Source organism: Pedobacter sp. BG31 (genome assembly GCF_042464845.1).
GTDB classification, from domain to species: Bacteria; Bacteroidota; Bacteroidia; order Sphingobacteriales; family Sphingobacteriaceae; genus Pedobacter; species Pedobacter suwonensis.
The window spans coordinates 44,605-61,660 of the sequence record NZ_JBHNZK010000009.1; the positions used below are offsets into that span (position 1 = coordinate 44,605).

At 38.5% G+C, this 17,056-nt stretch carries 14 protein-coding genes; 6 read left to right on the forward strand and 8 right to left on the reverse strand.

Going from position 1 to position 17,056, the window contains the following annotated elements; genetic code table 11:
* Positions 1–129: 129 nt before the first annotated feature.
* Positions 130–1,419 (forward strand): citrate synthase, encoded by a 1,290-nt coding sequence (locus ACFE6N_RS12665; protein ID WP_378936957.1) that lies wholly within the window; start codon positions 130–132, stop codon positions 1,417–1,419.
* Between the two features lie 409 nt (positions 1,420–1,828).
* Here the strand turns inward: ACFE6N_RS12665 and ACFE6N_RS12670 are convergent, their stop codons facing one another.
* From ACFE6N_RS12670 to ACFE6N_RS12690, 5 genes are all read right to left on the reverse strand, one after another.
* Positions 1,829–2,950 carry a DUF3667 domain-containing protein gene (locus ACFE6N_RS12670; protein WP_378936959.1) on the reverse strand — a complete coding sequence of 374 codons (1,122 nt, stop codon included), beginning with the start codon at positions 2,948–2,950 and terminating at the stop codon, positions 1,829–1,831.
* A 17-nt stretch (positions 2,951–2,967) separates the two neighbouring features.
* Positions 2,968–4,347, reverse strand: coding sequence for a nucleoside permease (locus ACFE6N_RS12675; RefSeq protein ID WP_378936961.1), 1,380 nt, complete (start codon positions 4,345–4,347; stop codon positions 2,968–2,970).
* Positions 4,348–4,534: 187 nt separating this feature from the next.
* Entirely contained in the window at positions 4,535–5,149 is a 615-nt protein-coding gene (locus ACFE6N_RS12680; RefSeq protein WP_090979106.1) for a bifunctional nuclease family protein, read from the reverse strand.
* Positions 5,150–5,201: 52 nt separating this feature from the next.
* Positions 5,202–6,170: an electron transfer flavoprotein subunit alpha/FixB family protein gene (locus tag ACFE6N_RS12685; RefSeq protein WP_378936965.1), complete on the reverse strand. Its 969-nt coding sequence runs from the start codon at positions 6,168–6,170 to the stop codon at positions 5,202–5,204.
* Positions 6,171–6,267: 97 nt separating this feature from the next.
* Positions 6,268–7,005, reverse strand: a complete 738-nt coding sequence (locus tag ACFE6N_RS12690) for an electron transfer flavoprotein subunit beta/FixA family protein (RefSeq protein WP_378936967.1) — start codon at positions 7,003–7,005, stop codon at positions 6,268–6,270.
* Between the two features lie 130 nt (positions 7,006–7,135).
* Here ACFE6N_RS12690 and ACFE6N_RS12695 point away from each other — a divergent pair, with 130 nt between their 5' ends.
* The 3 genes from ACFE6N_RS12695 (at position 7,136) to ACFE6N_RS12705 (ending at position 9,500) form a co-directional block, all read left to right on the forward strand.
* Positions 7,136–7,471, forward strand: coding sequence for a tetratricopeptide repeat protein (locus ACFE6N_RS12695; RefSeq protein WP_090979096.1), 336 nt, complete (start codon positions 7,136–7,138; stop codon positions 7,469–7,471).
* Between the two features lie 104 nt (positions 7,472–7,575).
* A complete protein-coding gene (gene chrA / locus ACFE6N_RS12700) occupies positions 7,576–8,793 on the forward strand; it encodes a chromate efflux transporter (protein WP_378936969.1) in 1,218 nt (405 codons plus the stop codon).
* 89 nt (positions 8,794–8,882) lie between these two features.
* Complete coding sequence (locus ACFE6N_RS12705) at positions 8,883–9,500, forward strand: porin family protein (protein WP_378936971.1); 618 nt, start codon at positions 8,883–8,885, stop codon at positions 9,498–9,500.
* A gap of 227 nt (positions 9,501–9,727) precedes the next feature.
* Here ACFE6N_RS12705 and dnaB read toward each other — a convergent pair whose 3' ends face one another.
* A complete protein-coding gene (gene dnaB / locus ACFE6N_RS12710; protein WP_378936974.1) occupies positions 9,728–11,290 on the reverse strand; it encodes a replicative DNA helicase in 1,563 nt (520 codons plus the stop codon).
* A gap of 198 nt (positions 11,291–11,488) precedes the next feature.
* Between dnaB and rlmB the strand changes: the two genes are divergently transcribed.
* Complete coding sequence (rlmB, locus tag ACFE6N_RS12715) at positions 11,489–12,253, forward strand: 23S rRNA (guanosine(2251)-2'-O)-methyltransferase RlmB (protein WP_090979083.1); 765 nt, start codon at positions 11,489–11,491, stop codon at positions 12,251–12,253.
* A gap of 422 nt (positions 12,254–12,675) precedes the next feature.
* Here the strand turns inward: rlmB and ACFE6N_RS12720 are convergent, their stop codons facing one another.
* Both ACFE6N_RS12720 and ACFE6N_RS12725 read right to left on the reverse strand, forming a co-directional pair.
* Positions 12,676–13,767 carry a mannose-1-phosphate guanylyltransferase gene (locus ACFE6N_RS12720; RefSeq protein ID WP_378936976.1) on the reverse strand — a complete coding sequence of 364 codons (1,092 nt, stop codon included), beginning with the start codon at positions 13,765–13,767 and terminating at the stop codon, positions 12,676–12,678.
* Between the two features lie 14 nt (positions 13,768–13,781).
* On the reverse strand, positions 13,782–14,750 hold the full coding sequence (locus tag ACFE6N_RS12725) for an SIS domain-containing protein (RefSeq protein ID WP_378936978.1): 969 nt from the start codon (positions 14,748–14,750) through the stop codon (positions 13,782–13,784).
* Positions 14,751–14,841: 91 nt separating this feature from the next.
* On the opposite strand from ACFE6N_RS12725, the gene recQ reads away from it, so the two are divergent.
* Complete coding sequence (recQ, locus tag ACFE6N_RS12730; protein ID WP_090979074.1) at positions 14,842–17,031, forward strand: DNA helicase RecQ; 2,190 nt, start codon at positions 14,842–14,844, stop codon at positions 17,029–17,031.
* Positions 17,032–17,056 lie beyond the last annotated feature (25 nt).

Below are 17,056 nucleotides of genomic sequence, written 5' to 3' on the forward strand. Positions count from 1 at the left end.
CTTAACCGGATTAAATTAAGCATGATTGTTACGTCATTTTGACCAATTATTCATATTAATTTAACAGATTTGTTATGCATGTATATTAATTTTATATAATTTAGAAAGCTATAAACACAATACAATAATATGTCAGATATTGCAGAGATAAAAGTTGATGGTAAGACAGTAGAATTGCCAGTAATAACAGGAACAGAAGATGAAAAGGCCATAGATATTTCGAAATTAAGAGATTCAACAGGCTTTGTAACTTTAGATACTGGTTTTAAAAATACTGGTTCTACAAAAAGTAAAATCACTTTTTTAGATGGTGAAAAAGGCATTTTAAAATATAGGGGATACGCTATTGAAGAACTTGCAGCAAAATCAAGTTTTTTGGAAGTGATTTATCTGATTATTTATGGCGATCTTCCTACACAGCCCCAGTTAGAAGAGCTACAGGCCGAAATCAGTAAACATACGCTCATCCACGAGGATATGAAGAAATTTTTTGATGGTTATCCGTCAAGATCTCATCCTATGGGGCAACTCGGCTCACTGATCTTCTCGTTGTCAACGTTTTATCCGGAATGCTTAAAGCCAAATCAAACTGCAGAAGAGCAGAATTTAACCATAATTAAGCTCCTGGCTAAATTTCCAACCATTGTTTCCTTCGTTTACAAAAAGTCATTAGGTCACCCGCTTATTTATCCAAAAAATAAATATGATTATGTAACCAACTTCCTTTGGATGACGTTTGGCCAACGTACGGAGGATTATGATGTGAATCCTATCGTGGTAAATGCCTTGAATAAATTGCTGATTCTGCATGCCGATCACGAGCAAAACTGTTCTGCGTCAACCGTTCGTATTGTAGGCTCTTCAGATTGTAATTTATATGCTTCAGTTGCTGCTGGTATTGCCGCGCTGTGGGGACCATTGCATGGCGGTGCTAACCAGGCTGTAATTGATATGCTTGAATTGATCAAAGCTGACGGTGGTGATACAGAAAAGTGGATTGCAAAAGCTAAAGACAAAAACGATCCGTTCCGCATGATGGGCTTTGGACACAGGGTGTACAAAAACTTCGATCCAAGAGCTAAAATCATTAAAAAAGCTTGTGATGATATTTTAGAGAACTTAGGTATTGATGATCCGATTTTAGAAATTGCTAAAAAATTAGAAGAGGCAGCTTTAACGGATCAATACTTCATTGACCGTAAATTATATCCGAATGTGGATTTTTATTCAGGTATTATTTATCGTGCATTGGGTTTCCCATCCGAAATGTTCACGGTGTTATTTGCTTTAGGCCGTTTACCAGGATGGATTGCACAGTGGAAGGAAATGCACGAAAACAAAGAACCGATTGGTCGCCCACGTCAGATTTACGTTGGCGAAACCGACAGGGAATTTGTTGAACTTAAAGACAGAAAATAATTTCAAAAAAAAGATAAAAAACCACCCGAATCCGGGTGGTTTTTTTTGGTTTTATGCGTCATCTCAAGCGAAGTGCAACGCAGTCGAGAGATCTTTAAACAATGTTTAAGTGATAAAAACCTGAATTCAATTAATAATTTGCTATAATTTAGGTTTGTTGCCGACTTACAGGAAACGGTCGTCACCCTGAACTTGTTTCAGGGTCTTTATAGAAAGGTGGTTCAACAATAAGATGCTGACCACAAAATAGACATAAGGCCATTGAAAATATCATTTCTACTCGTAAAACAAGTTCAGAACCACGAATTTGCGTGATCAGATTCGTCTTGAGCAGAGCGCAAGGTAGCCGAGAAATCTGCTCTAAATAGATCTCTTCATTTCACTGCGTTCTCGTTGAGATGATGATAAACTAAGTCGCTACATAATAAATTAAATTGATCATCACCATTTCAGTTAGCTTAAATGCCACAGCATACAAGATCAAGATCCAGAATATTTTAAAAATGGTACTCCATGTTTTTCGTTGATAAAAAATGGTAAGCGCCTTAAACATGTACCAGAATAAAAATATCGTCACACACACCGCTATAATTTTACTCATGAAGGAATCTTCACCGAAAACATGCTTCATTACAGGCTGGGTGATTATCGAGACGATAAAATAAACCATCATACCATGGATGGTGAAAATCAGGTGATCAAGATAATAGATATGATTTTTCCTGAAATTGAGCATAATAAACCAGGCCAGCAATGGCATCAATAAAAAATATTGTTTAGGCCGGTTATGTTCAAGGGTTTCCTGAATGACTTCTGATTTTTCTCCAAGGGTAATTGCTCTTTTTTTAATCAATCTATCGTACCAGCTATCCTGTTTTGAAACAGGGAGTTTTTTTTGTCTTGACAGATAAGCCGCATAGGTGCTATCGTTCCGTTCGATATGAATATCGTTGTACTCATCAATAATATCGCTAAGGGAATCGGATTTGAGTTTGGCATTTTCTGCGTTAAGTCTTTTTAATTCCTTCTCTTGATCAGCAAAACCAAGTTCTATGAATTCTTTCTTTTTGATTGCTTTATTAATTGATATTGTAGCTTTGATTGCAATTTCTTTAGATATACCTGTGAGTTTTAGTGCTTTATTTACACTGTCGGAAACATTTGCACCCTTTTTTTCTTCAATGTCGATATGACCATGATCGGGATCCTTTTCTACATGCTTTGGAGAGTATACCACCAAAAAATAGACAATGGAAACAAAAATGTACATGCTTACCGGATTGATATACCGGGCTCTTTTACCAGCCAGATAATCAAGTGTAACTTTACCTGGTTTGGTTAGGAGAGGGACCAGCGTTTGAAAAAACTTATTGTCGAAATGAAAATAATGGGCAATACTATGACTTATAAAAGTCCAGAAACTTTCTTTTAATTCTAAATTCGGTTGACCACAATCGCTACAATAATGTTTCTCAACATGAGCACCGCAGTTTAAGCAATTGTGTTCTTTTCTATATTTACCAGCTGACATAAGAGGCTAATCGCAAATTATAAATGGTTAATGACTTCGAGTTCGGCTCGGGTATGTTTGTGTTTAAAAGTGACAACAAAGATAATGGCAATTATGAGTACGTAAATGGTAAAGGTTAACCAGATGTTATGCCAGTCTTTTACATCCAGCGCCCGGCTCAGTTCGCCATTTGGTAGTACATCAATCCCTTTATTTTTAAGAAATTTAAGCAGATGCACGTTGTCTTCTTCGCTTTTAACATATTTGGATAGCGATCCGATGGTATGGTAATATGTTGTAAAGAAACGGCTAATCATCCAGCCTGAAACCAAACTGCCAAAAACGGCACCAAAACCATTGGTCATCATCATAAACAAGCCCTGTGCAGAAGAACGGATTTTAGGAGCGGTTGATGTTTCGACAAACAACGACCCTGAAATATTAAAGAAATCAAATGCCATTCCATACACAATACATGAAATGATGATCATCCATAGATTGGTTGATGGATCGCCATAGGCAAATAATCCAAAACGTAGCACCCAGGCAAACATGGCAATGGCAATAACCCACTTAATTCCAAATCTTTTCAAAAAGAAGGGGATAGCCAGGATAAAAAGCGTTTCTGACACTTGCGAAATCGATAAAATAATGGTAGAATACTTAATTACGAATGACTCCGCAAAAACAGGAAATAATTTAAATTCATCCAGAAAAACATCACCATAAGCATTGGTTAACTGTAAAGCTGCACCCAAGAACATCGAAAAGATAAAAAACAAGGCCATCTTGTAGTCGGCAAAGAGCTTAAAGGATTCCAGTCCAAGTTTTTGTGCAAATGTTTTTTTATCGCTGATTAAGTTTAAAGGCTTACAAGCGGGTAGCGTAAAAGAATATATACCCAACAATAAAGCACTTATACCTGCAATATAAAATTGGTTGGCACTGGCTTTATTGCCGGTTAAATTGGTTATCCACATGGCGGCAATAAAACCGATGGTACCCCAAACCCTGATTGGCGGAAAGTCTTTGATCACATCGAAATTGCCGTTTTTTAAAGTGGTGTAACTGATGGAGTTACTCAGCGCTATGGTTGGCATATAAAAACACATGGCTACCAATATTACCCAGAAAAAAGTATGGGGATTATCTACCTGCGGAAGGTAAAACATGGTTGCGGCGTATAGAAGATGCAAGATAGCATAAAGTTTTTCTGCATTGATCCACTTATCGGCTAAAATACCGGTAATGGTAGGCATAAACAGCGATGCAATACCCATGGTGGAGAAAATGATTCCAAAATCTGCACCATCCCATTGTTTGGTCCCAAACCAATAATTTGCAATTGTAATTAACCAGGCAGCCCATACAAAGAATTGCATGAAACTCATTATAGTTAAGCGAAACTTAACATTCATAATAATACTTTAGTTTGAATGATTGAAAGTAAAAGCTGAATATAGAATTATTTTGAATGATAATCCAAAATGAACCCAAATTATTTTAATTAATTCGGATCATTTTAGAATTTAGCTTTTACAAATGGGATTTGAGAAAAAAAAATCAAGAGCTTTTGAAAGGATGAACATTTTAAGCACGCCGGTATCAGGATTTACTGCGTTTGTTCAATTCATCTCTTAATCTTGCGGCTCTTTCGTAGGCTTCTTCGGCAATGGCTTCCTGTAGTTTTTGCTGAAGTTCGTCTAATGTTAAATCACCAAAGCCCGGTTGCTGCGTTGAGCCTGACAAGTTTTCGGTTTCATGTTCTTTTGCAATAGAATCCATATTTTCGAGGAAAAGAAAGTCATTGCCTTCGATTACAATTCCTGCAGAAGCCAGGATAAATTCGTAAGTGTAAATCATGGCATTAAAGCGAACAGCCAGAGCAATAGCATCTGAAGTTCTGGCATCAACCTCATGTGTGTTTTTACCATCACTACAGATCAACTTTGCATAAAAAACACCATCAACCAAATTGTATATGATAATTTCTTTGATACCGATATGAAAAGTATCAGCCATTGATTTAAATAAATCGTGCGTTAATGGCCGGCTAGGAGTCATTTTCTCAATTTCTATCGCTATCGCCTGTGCCTCAAATGCACCAATAATAATCGGTAAGCGCCGACGCCCGTTTACTTCTCCTAAAACCAGGGCATACGCACCAGATTGCGTCTGGCTGTAAGATAAACCTACAATATCTAATTTAACTTTTTTCATATTTGTGATAAGACCTTATCGGTTTTTAAAAACCGATAAGGTCTATAAGGTATTATCCTTTATGTGCTTTTAATGCCTCAATTAATTTTGGTACAACTTCAAAAGCATCGCCAACAATACCATAATCTGCTACTTTAAAGAAAGGCGCTTCCGGATCTTTATTGATGACAACAATTACTTTTGATGAACTCACACCCGCCAGGTGCTGGATAGCGCCGGAAATACCAATTGCTATATAAAGGTTAGGACTAATTGCAATACCGGTTTGACCAACGTGTTCTGAATGCGGTCTCCAATCTGCGTCTGATACTGGCTTAGAGCAGGCTGTAGCAGCGCCTAATAAACCAGCTAATTCTTCGATCATTCCCCAGTTTTCAGGTCCTTTTAAACCTCTGCCTGCTGAAACGACCAATTCTGCATCAGGTAATGATACTTTATCGGTTGCCCTGACAATCTCTTTTATAACCGTTCCTAAATCTGATTGTTTCACATCTGCAGTAAAAGTTTCTATCGCTGCATCGGTAGCATTTTCTTTCACACCAAACGCATTAGGATTTAAAGCAATTACTTTATTGGTTGATGTTAACTCGGTAATGGCGAATGCTTTACCAGAGAAAGCTGTTTTCTTAACCGCAAACTTCCCATCTGTACCTGGCAATTCTACCGCTCCATCGGCTAAACCTGCTTTAAGTTTTACTGCAATACGCGGTGCTAAACCCTTACCAGAAAAGGAATTAGACAGCACAACAATATCTGCACCTTCTTTTTCTGCTGCTGCAGCTATAACACTTGCATAAGCTTGATTTACAAAGGTCTTTAACTGATCGGCACTTACATTTAGCACTTTTGATGCACCGTATTTACCTAATTCTTTCAATTCACTGTCGGCTACATCGCCAATAGAAATAGCAGTTAAATTGGTTGACTGTTGATCGGCAATGGCTTTGGCATAAGATACAGCTTCAAAAACCGACTTCTTAAATTTTCCCTCAGCTTGTTCTACATATACTAATACTGACATATATTTATCCTGTAACCCCGTAAAGGGGACTTTATTTTAATGAAATATTCTATTTGTTATCTCTGTAAACTGGCAACTGAAAACATCAAACTGCCAATTAAATTACTTTGGCCTCGCTGTGCAACAAGCTGATCAGCTCTTCCGTTTGATCTGCAGGAATTAATTTTACCGTTCCACGCGGAGCAGGGGTTTCATATTTAATAACTTTGGTTACTTCTTCAGCATCAACTGCATCTACCACATTCAATGGTTTCGTTCTGGCGCTCATAATACCACGCATATTCGGGATTTTAGGTTCCGCCACACCTTCAGCACAGCTGGCAATAAATTTGCCCGAAACAGTTAAAACTTCTTTACCACCTTCAATTTCACGTTCAATTGTTGCTGTATCTCCATCAATAGCTAATTTTTTGATAATAGATACCGAAGGAATATCCAAAAATTCGCCAACCATAGCGGCAACCTGATTACCATTATAGTCGATTGATTCGCGACCCGTTAAAATAAGATTAAAATCTTTGTCCTTTGCATATTCAGCAATTTGTTTAGCCACGAAATAAGCATCTCTCGGTGCTGCATTTATCCGAACCGCATCATCAGCACCAATTGCAAGGGCTTTTCTGATGGTTGGGTCATTAGCTGCTTCGCCAACATTGATCACGGTTACCGTTCCTTTTCCACCTTCAGTTAACTCAATTGCGCGTGATAAAGCGATTTCATCGTATGGATTAACAATATATTGAACTCCTGCCGTATTGAATTCGGTATTATCATTAGTAAAAGTTATTTTTGTCGTTGTGTCTGGCACGTTACTGATACAAACTAATATTTTCATATGTTAATAGTGGTTTTATTGTTATGAACGATCTCGAACTAAAATTGTTTAGCTATCGATCAGTCCATATACGATATGATTATTATATAAGGTCTTTCTGCAAATTTAATTAAAAAAGCAAGGAAATAAAATGTCATCCACCCGTTTAAGTAAGTTATTGGAATTTTTAGAAAGCGATCCAAACGATCCATTTATACTATATGCCTTAGCCACAGAGTATAATGCTCAAAATGATAAAGAAAAAGCCTATTCTTTTTACCTTCAGTTAACGGATAAACATCCTGATTATGTAGGTACCTATTACCATTTAGGCAAGTTATTGGAAAAAGACGATCAAAAAGAGAAAGCAATCGAAATTTATCAAAAGGGGATGCAGGTAGCCCGAAATAAAAGAGATATGCACGCCTTTTCAGAATTGCAGGGCGCGTATAATACAGCCGCGGGATTAGATTATGAGGATGACTAGGCAGATCTTCAGTTTACAGTTGTCAGTTTACAGTTGTCAGTTTAAAATTCTCAGTTTACAGTTGTCAGTTAACTGCATTCAGTTAACCTTATCAGTTTAAATTAATGCAAAACAAACCCATCGCTGCTAAAAGACAGTTGCTGTTTATCCGGAATGTAATTTTTTTCACCTTCACTTCTTTTGGTGGCGCACAGGCGCATCTGGCCTTGTTGCTAAAATATTTTGTGCAGAGTGCTAAGTTTATTTCAGAGGAAGAACTTTTAGAGTTGAATGCCTTGGCACAGGTACTTCCCGGACCAGCATCGACACAAACCCTGGTTGGCATAGCCTGGAAGGTTGGAAAGCTCAAGCTGGCCATTATCACTTTCCTGATCTGGATATTACCCACCGCAACGATAATGACTTTAGCTGCCATCAGTTACGCCTTGCTCGATCAAAAACAGAAGTTTAGTTATGTTTTAGAATATATTCAGCCCATTGCACTCGGTATTGTTGCTTATGGTGCCTGGAAACTTGGCAAAAAAGTTTTATCATCAGAGGTTTCTATATTTTTAGCTATTGCCTCGGTTATTGCCACATTGGTTTTAAGAAATGCTTATGTATTTCCGTTGTCGATATTGATAGGAGGAATGATCTCTTCGGCTATTGAAACACCAAAAGAGGAAACGGAGTTAAGGGTAAAACTTTTTTCGAATATCAATCCCCGAAAACTGGTTTACTTTCTTGGTGCTTTACTTTTGTTTGCATTGGTAGGCGCAATTATAAACAGAACCTCTCCCTTTAGTTTACCCATCCGTTTACTGGAGAACTTTTACCGTAACGGAATATTGGTTTTTGGAGGAGGGCAGGTGCTGGTTCCGCTAATGTTTACCGAGTTTGTAGAGATGAAACATTACCTTCCTTCATCCGGGTTTTTATCAGGTTTCGCGCTACAGCAAGCCTTACCTGGACCAACGTTTTCTTTTACGAGCTATTTGGGCGCACTAAGCATGAAGAATTTTGGATATGGATTATGGGGGCAGATTTTAGGTGGATTGATCGGCGTAATCGGGATTAATTTACCCGGCCTTATCCTCGTGTTATTCATTGTGCCTTTTTGGGATGATCTGAAAAAGATTTCCAGGATCCGCCATAGCCTTTCGGGCATTAATGCAGTTAGTGTAGGATTTATTATTGCTGCTTTTGTGCTGTTATTGATTCCAATAGGCTTTAACTGGTTGTTTCTGGGAATTATGCTCGGTACATTTCTATTGCTTAATTTCACTAAAATAAGTCCGCCGGTTATCGTAATAGCAGGCATTCTTATAGGATACATCCTTTAACTCTTAACATTTTTTTTCAGAATACAGTCCGTTCTTCAATAACTTGTTTTTTAGTTTTATCTTCATCAAAATTTAAATCAGATCAAACAATGAAGAAACTATTAACGCTTTTATTAGTTGCCGGCTTCGGCATAACCGCATCGGCACAAGAAAAAAACAGTCTGGAATTGGCACTACATGCCGGATTTAACCTCGCTACCGTATCAACCAGTAGCCAAACAAACAGCGATTACAGAAATGGCTTTAACCTTACAGCTGTTGGCGACTACTTCTTTTCAGACAGGTGGAGCATTAAAGCTAAGATTGGTTATGATCAAAAAGGTTGGGACAGTGGCTACATCACCAATTTGGATAACGGGCAAAGCTTTGTTACAGATTACCGCATTAACTATTTGACTATCCCTGTAATGGCGAACTGGCATTTTGGAAAAAAAAGAAATTGGTACCTGAACTTCGGGCCATATTTCGGGATTTTATTGAATGCGAACGAAACAAAATTCAATACCGATTTAAAGAATTTTATCCATAACAGAGATATTGGCATTGACCTGGGTATAGGTGTAAAGTTACCTGTAGCCAATAAAGTAAAGGTTTTACTGGAACTTGACGGACAATCCGGCCTTACCGATCTTTTTAAACAAAATCAAGGTTACCAGGTCAGGACAAACCGATCGAGTTTTAATGCTGGCCTGCTTTTCGATTTATAGGAAAGACATTTCTTACATAAAAGAAGCTGTGTCATGATTTGTAACTTTACCTTTTTTTTGTCAGGTTGAGCCTGTCGAAAGGTCTTTAGAGCAATTAAAACATGGTCCTTCGACAAGCTCAGGATGACAACTGCACTTATGATACAGCTTCTTTTTTATAAATACCGATCTTTTAGGATCATCATAACCAAAAATTTCTCCTATGCTCGAATCACGATTAAAGATGATTAAAAAGGTGGATCATCGTCATTGTAGTCGTCCATTTTTGAAGGACGGATAATCACATTGCTTTGTTTTTCAAAATCCTGAGATGGATACATTCCAGCGGAAGGATCGGCAGCAAATGAATTTGGCGGCGCATTGAAATCATCTTCCAGATCCTGGAACTTAACAAATTTACCCACAAATTTAAGCGGTACGATTCCGGTTTCACCATTACGGTGTTTCGCAATGATTACCTCACCGATACCAGCCTGTGATCGTCCCTGCTCATCTTCGGTAATACCATAATATTCTGGCCGGTATAAGAACAATACCATATCCGCATCCTGTTCAATAGAACCCGACTCACGTAAATCAGACAGCATAGGCCGTTTTCCCTGTAAACCAGGCCTACTCTCTACCGCACGACTTAACTGCGATAATGCCAGCACCGGAACATCCAGTTCTTTTGCAACCGACTTAAGTGCCCTTGAAATACTACCGATTTCCTGCTCACGGTTACCACCGCCTTTTCCTTCACCTTTACCATGCATCAACTGCAAGTAATCGACAATAACCAATTGGATATCGTATTGTGATTTTAGTCTCCGGCATTTTGCCCTGAACTCGAAAATATTTAATGCAGGTGTATCATCAATTAATAGCGGCGCTTCGGTTAAACGTCCAATTTTGCTGTGTAACTGCTGCCATTCCCATTCCTGTAAATTTCCTTTCCTGATTTTTTCCTGCTCGATTTCTGCTTCTCCTGAAATTAAACGATTTACCAGCTGAACTGAAGACATCTCCAGCGAGAATACGACACAAGGTCTTTGGAAATCAACAGTAGCGTTACGTGCACAGGTTAATACGAATGCGGTTTTTCCCATCGCCGGACGCGCAGCAATAATAACCAGATCCTGCTTTTGCCAACCTCCGGTAATACGGTCCAGCCCGGTAAACCCGGTTGGCACGCCAGTTAAACCATCGGTTTTGGTACGGAGTTCTTCGAGTGTAGCCAGTGATTGTTTAACGATATCGTCCATTTTTTGTGTATCTCTACGCAGGTTATTCTGGGCGATTTCAAAAAGGCCTTTTTCAGCCTGATCCAATAAGTCGAAGATATCTGTGGTATCTTCGTATGCATTGGTAATGATTTCCGTCGAAATTCTGATCAGCTCACGCTGAATATATTTCTGAGAAATAATACGCGCATGAAACTCAATATTGGCGGCCGAAGCAACACGGTTGGTTAAATGAGTAATATAATAAGCGCCACCAACCACTTCTAAGGCTCCTAAAGTACGGAGCTCGGCGGTTACCGTTAAAATATCTACCGGTTTCGATTTCTGGAAAAGGATATGGATCGCTTCAAAAATTTTCTGATGTGCGATATTATAAAAAACCTCTGGCTTTAAAACGTCAATTACCGCTGAGAGTGCATCTTTTTCGAGCATCAATGCACCTAAAACAGCTTCTTCCAGGTCTAATGCCTGTGGGGGGATTTTCCCCTGTGAACTTATGGTGTTACTTAACCTGCTTTTTCTAGCAGTCATGCTACTCTTTCCGCCTTGTTCGTTATCGATACTCATTCTACAAAAGTAAGCAAATTTTGATGGGGTTGTTTGAATAGTTACTAGCCGTTTGTTAACAAATTGAGGGATAATCAAATTAAATTTTATCGCATTTATGAGGCTTTAAAAATTTTAAACAATTAAATGTTAATAAGCTACATATTGTTTGGGGTCAAAACATTTTAATTGAATACTTTTGCCTAACAATTTTGAAACATGGATAATTTTAGAAGACCGCAAAGGGCAAAAGAGAATAATGAGTTTGTATTCGGCATCAGGGCCGTGATAGAAGCCGTTAAAGCAGGAAGAGACATTGAAACCATTTATCAGCAACGCGGTTTGGGAGGTGAACTCTTTCTGGAGCTGAAAGCCCTTCTAAAGGATACACTTATACCATTAAATTCGGTTCCTGTGGAAAAGCTAAACCGCATGTCTCAGAAAAACCATCAGGGCGTAATTGCTGTCATTTCTCCAATTACCTATCAAAATATTGAAGACATTATTCCTGCTGTTTTCGAAAAGGGCGAAGTGCCGCTAATTCTGGTTTTAGATAGCGTAACTGACGTGCGCAACATGGGTGCAATAGCACGTACGGCTGCCTGTGTAGGTGTTCACGCCATAGTTGTTCCGCTAAAAAATGCGGCACAGATTAATGCAGATGCGATTAAAACTTCTGCAGGGGCGTTATTCAGCATTCCGATTTGCCGCCATGCCAACCTGCATAAAACCTGTTTATTTCTGCAAGAGAGTGGTCTGCAGATTGTGGCCTGTACTGAAAAAACCAATGATTTTATTTACGCCCCAGATTATACCATGCCTACAGCAATTATAATGGGTTCAGAAGATGAAGGCATTTCTAACGACCTTTTGAGGGTAGCAGATCATTTAGCTAAAATACCTATGGCAGGAAAAATTGAATCATTAAATGTTTCGGTAGCTGCCGGGGTAATTTTATACGAGGCAGTTAGGCAGAGGATATAACAATGTAAGATGTAAAAGGGGAGATGGATAATGGAATTCAACCAGATCCGTCATCCTGAACGTGTTTAAGGATCTGTAAATGCAATTTAATGGAAAAGGGAAGATGGATGATGGAATTCAACCAGGGCCATCATCCTGAACTTATTTCAGCATCTTTGAACTTCATTTTACGGTCATCGAAAGTTGATATATATCTTGATTAACCTGTGATTTCACGACCAGCGCTTTAAGATTTGCCTTTCTGAGCACTTTGTGGTTTGCGCATGCGCGGAAATAAAGTTCGCAATGACAATTCAGGCAATAGCAATATCCCATCGAAGCAGTTATCCAGAACTTGTTTCATGGATCCGGAAACGCTTAAATGTAAAATGGATGATGAAACTATGCCACATCATCCATTTTACATCCCACATTATCCATCCTTAAATAAACTTATTCCCAAATCTGGATTTAACTTCCGCAACAAACTCTTTAACCTTCTGTTCTTCGTCTCTAGGGCAGATCATAAGCATATTATTGTTTTCAACCACAATATAATCATGCAGCCCTTGTAAGATCACCAATTTATCCTTTGGAACATTTACCATACAATTTGATGAATCGAACATCAGCACCTGTTCTGAAGGAATAACGGCATTACCCACATAATCCTTTTCAGCCATTTCATAAATAGACGCCCAGGTACCTAAATCAGACCATCCGAAATCAGATGGAAGTACGTAAACGTTTTCTGCCTTTTCCATAATTCCAAAATCTATTGAAATATTGGTGCATTGGAAATAGGCATTATTGATAAATTCTTTTTCACTGGCCTTATTTAACTCAGCCCTTCCAACATTAAATATCTCATACATATCTGGCAGATGTTTCTCGAAAGCCTTTAATATCGCCCTGGCAGACCAGATAAAAATCCCGGCATTCCATAAAAAATCACCACTTTGTATAAATGATTTAGCCAAATCTAAATTTGGCTTTTCGGTAAAGGTTTTAACCTTATGCAGGTCAGTATCGGTATTAAGCACATAATCAGTATGCTGAATATAACCATAACCGGTATCCGGACGGTTAGGTTTAATTCCCAACGTGATTAAACAATCATTTTTGGATGCTGCTTCTAAAGATTGCTCAATGGATGCCACAAAGCCATCAATATTAGCGATGGTATGATCTGATGGCGCAACCACAATGGTCGCATCAGGATTTAATTCTGCGATTTTTAAACTTCCGTAAGCTATACAAGGTGCTGTATTTCTCATTAAAGGCTCGGCCAAAATCTGGTTATCCGTTAACAGTGGTAACTGCTCTTTAATCAGACCGGTATAAATTTCGTTGGTAACGATAAATATATTTTCCGGGGGACAGATATTCAGAAATCTTTCATAAGTGCTTTGAATAAGGGTTTTTCCGACACCGAAAAAATCTATGAATTGTTTTGGATATTCTGTTCTGCTCACCGGCCAAAAGCGGCTTCCAACGCCACCGGCCATAATTAATGCATAGTAGTTTTTATTCATTTTATAATTTAAAATTACACAATGCCTTCATTCAAAAGATCGTGTAAATGGATGATGCCAAAGTAAGTATTTTGTTCCAGAACTAACAACTGGGTAATATTGTTTTGCTTAATAATATCCAGGGCATCGACAGCTAAAGCATCGAATTGTATGCTCTTTGGTGTTCTGCCCATAATATCCTCAGCTTTTAAGTTTGCAATAGTAGTATTATTTTCCAACATCCGCCTAACATCGCCATCGGTAATGATGCCCAGTACCTTATCGTCGCTATCTACAACAGCTACCGCCCCCAAACGGTTTTTACTAATTTCGATCAGCACATCTTTAACTGAGGCAGAAGGATGTATAGCTGGTTTTTCGTTAGACAGGGCTAAATCACGTGCTTTTAAATAAAGTTTTTTACCTAAAGATCCACCCGGGTGATATTTTGCAAAATCAGATTCATTAAACTCTCTACATTCTAACAAACAAATGGCCAAAGCATCACCCAATGCCAATTGCGCAGTTGTACTGGTTGTTGGCGCCAAATTATGCGGACAGGCCTCTTTTTCGAAAGCGGTATTCAAAATCAGATCTGCCTGCTCTGCCAAAAAAGAATTCAATTCGCCAACCATACCAATCAGTAAATTGCCAGCTGTTTTCAATAAAGGGGTAAGCACTTTAATTTCAGGCGTATTTCCGCTTTTGGAAAGGCAAATGACAATATCATCCATTTGGATCATACCCAAATCGCCATGGATCGCATCTGCAGCATGCATAAAAATAGCGGGCGTACCCGTTGAATTAAAAGTAGCCACTATTTTCTGCGCGATAATTGCACTTTTACCTATGCCCGTTACAATCACCCGTCCTTTGCTATTTAGAATGCTTGATACGACTTTCTCAAAATCGCCGTTAATGTTTTTCGCAACATTTAATATTGCAGCTGCTTCAAGCTCTAAAGTGCCTATAGCTGATTGGATTATGGATTTTTTACTTTTCAAAGAGAAAATAATTGTTTGTTAATACTTGAAATTCTTGTAAAATTATGTTATTTTGGATACAAAAATAGCATCGCATATTTTATTACACAAAATGGACGTGAAAAAGTCGTTATTTGATAACCTACAAAATTTCTTCGGGTTTGATAATTTCAAGGGTGATCAGGAGTCGATCATTACCAATATTTTAGAAGGCAATAATACTTTTGTTATTATGCCCACAGGCGGAGGGAAGTCTATTTGCTATCAGTTGCCCGCTTTAATGAGCGAGGGTACAGCAATTGTGATTTCTCCTTTAATCGCATTAATGAAAAACCAGGTAGACCAATTAAGGGCTTTTGGTGGAAATGACAGTATTGCTCACTTTCTTAATTCATCCTTAAACAAATCTGAAATTACCCAAGTTAAATCTGACCTCTTAAGCGGTCAGACTAAATTATTGTACGTTGCGCCAGAGTCTTTGGCAAAACAGGATAACATTGAATTTTTAAACCTGATTAAAATTTCCTTTGTCGCCGTTGATGAGGCGCATTGTATCTCTGAATGGGGGCACGATTTCAGGCCGGAATACCGTAAGATTAAACAGGTTATTGCAGGGTTGGGGAATAATATCCCGATTATTGCATTAACTGCGACGGCTACGCCAAAGGTACAACAGGACATTATGAAGAATCTGGGCATGACGGAAGCCACGTTATTCAAATCTTCATTTAACCGGCCGAATTTATTTTATGAAATCCGTCCTAAAAAAGATATCACCAAAGAAATCATTAAATATATCAAGTCTAATCCGGGTAAATCAGGGATTATCTATTGCCTAAGCCGTAAAAAGGTAGAGGAAGTGGCCGAAGCTTTAAACCTGAATGGAATCAGTGCCTTGCCCTATCATGCAGGTTTAGATCCGAAAGTCAGGGCCGAAACACAGGATAAATTTTTGATGGAAGATGCCGAGGTAATTGTTGCAACGATTGCCTTTGGTATGGGGATCGATAAACCAGATGTCCGCTTTGTCATCCACCACGATGTGCCTAAGAGTATGGAAGGTTATTATCAGGAAACAGGTAGGGCCGGACGTGATGGTGGCGAAGGCGTGTGCATTGCTTTCTACTCTCAAAAAGATGTAGATAAACTGGCAAAATTTATGAAAGATAAACCGGTTTCTGAAAGAGAGATTGGTACACAGATATTAAAGGAAGTGATTGATTATGCAGAATCCGGCGTTTGCCGTCGTAAGCAAATCCTACACTATTTTGGCGAAAACTTTAACGAAACCGGCTGCAACTGCATGTGCGACAACTGCAAAAAGCCTAAAAAACAGTTTGAAGTAGAAAGTCAGTTATCTACCTTACTAAAGTTTATTGAAAAATCCGGTGAGAAATTTGATGATGCACACCTGTTAAATGTGTTCTTAGGTCTGGAAACAGCGCAAACCATTGCTTATGAACATAGTAAGGTTCCTGAATTTGGAATCGGCAAGGAAGACGGTGAACTGATGTGGAAATCCATTATCCGCCAGGCGGTTTTAAATAATTATCTTTTTAAGGATATCGATAATTACGGTTTATTAAAATTAACTAAACAGGGAAAAGATTTTATCGTTAATCCTTACAGCCTCAAATTCATATTAAACGAGCCGATAGGAAACAGTACCGACGATGATGATGAGGATGTAAAACAAGGCACAGGTGCTTTGGATACCCATCTGTTATCGTTGCTAAAAGAGCTGCGTAAAAAAATTGCGAAGCAAAAAAGCGTTCCACCATTTGTGGTTTTCCAGGATCCGTCTTTAGAAGAAATGTGTACCCATTATCCCATTACCATGGAAGAACTTCGCCAGATTTCGGGTGTAGGTTCGGGTAAAGCAATGAAATTCGGTGCACCTTTTATTGAATTGATCAAAAAATATGTGGAGGATAACGACATCGAACGTCCTATTGATCTGATCATTAAAACGCAGGCCAATAAATCACAGATGAAAGTATCGATCATCCAAAATATCGACAGACAGATTGGCCTGGAAGACATTGCCGATTCAAAAGGCATCACTTACGAAGAGATCCTGAAAGAAGTAGAGTCGATTGTAAACTCCGGCACCAAACTGAACCTGAACTACTTTATCGATGAAATCATTGACGACGATAGGCAGGATGAAGTTTTTGATTACTTCAGGGCAGCTGAAAGCGATTCTATAGACGAAGCACTAAATGAACTGGGCGAAACCGATTACACCCGGGAAGAAATTCAATTGATGCGGATAAAATTTATGTCGGAATTAGGAAACTAAAAATCAGATATGAGATTTGAGACGT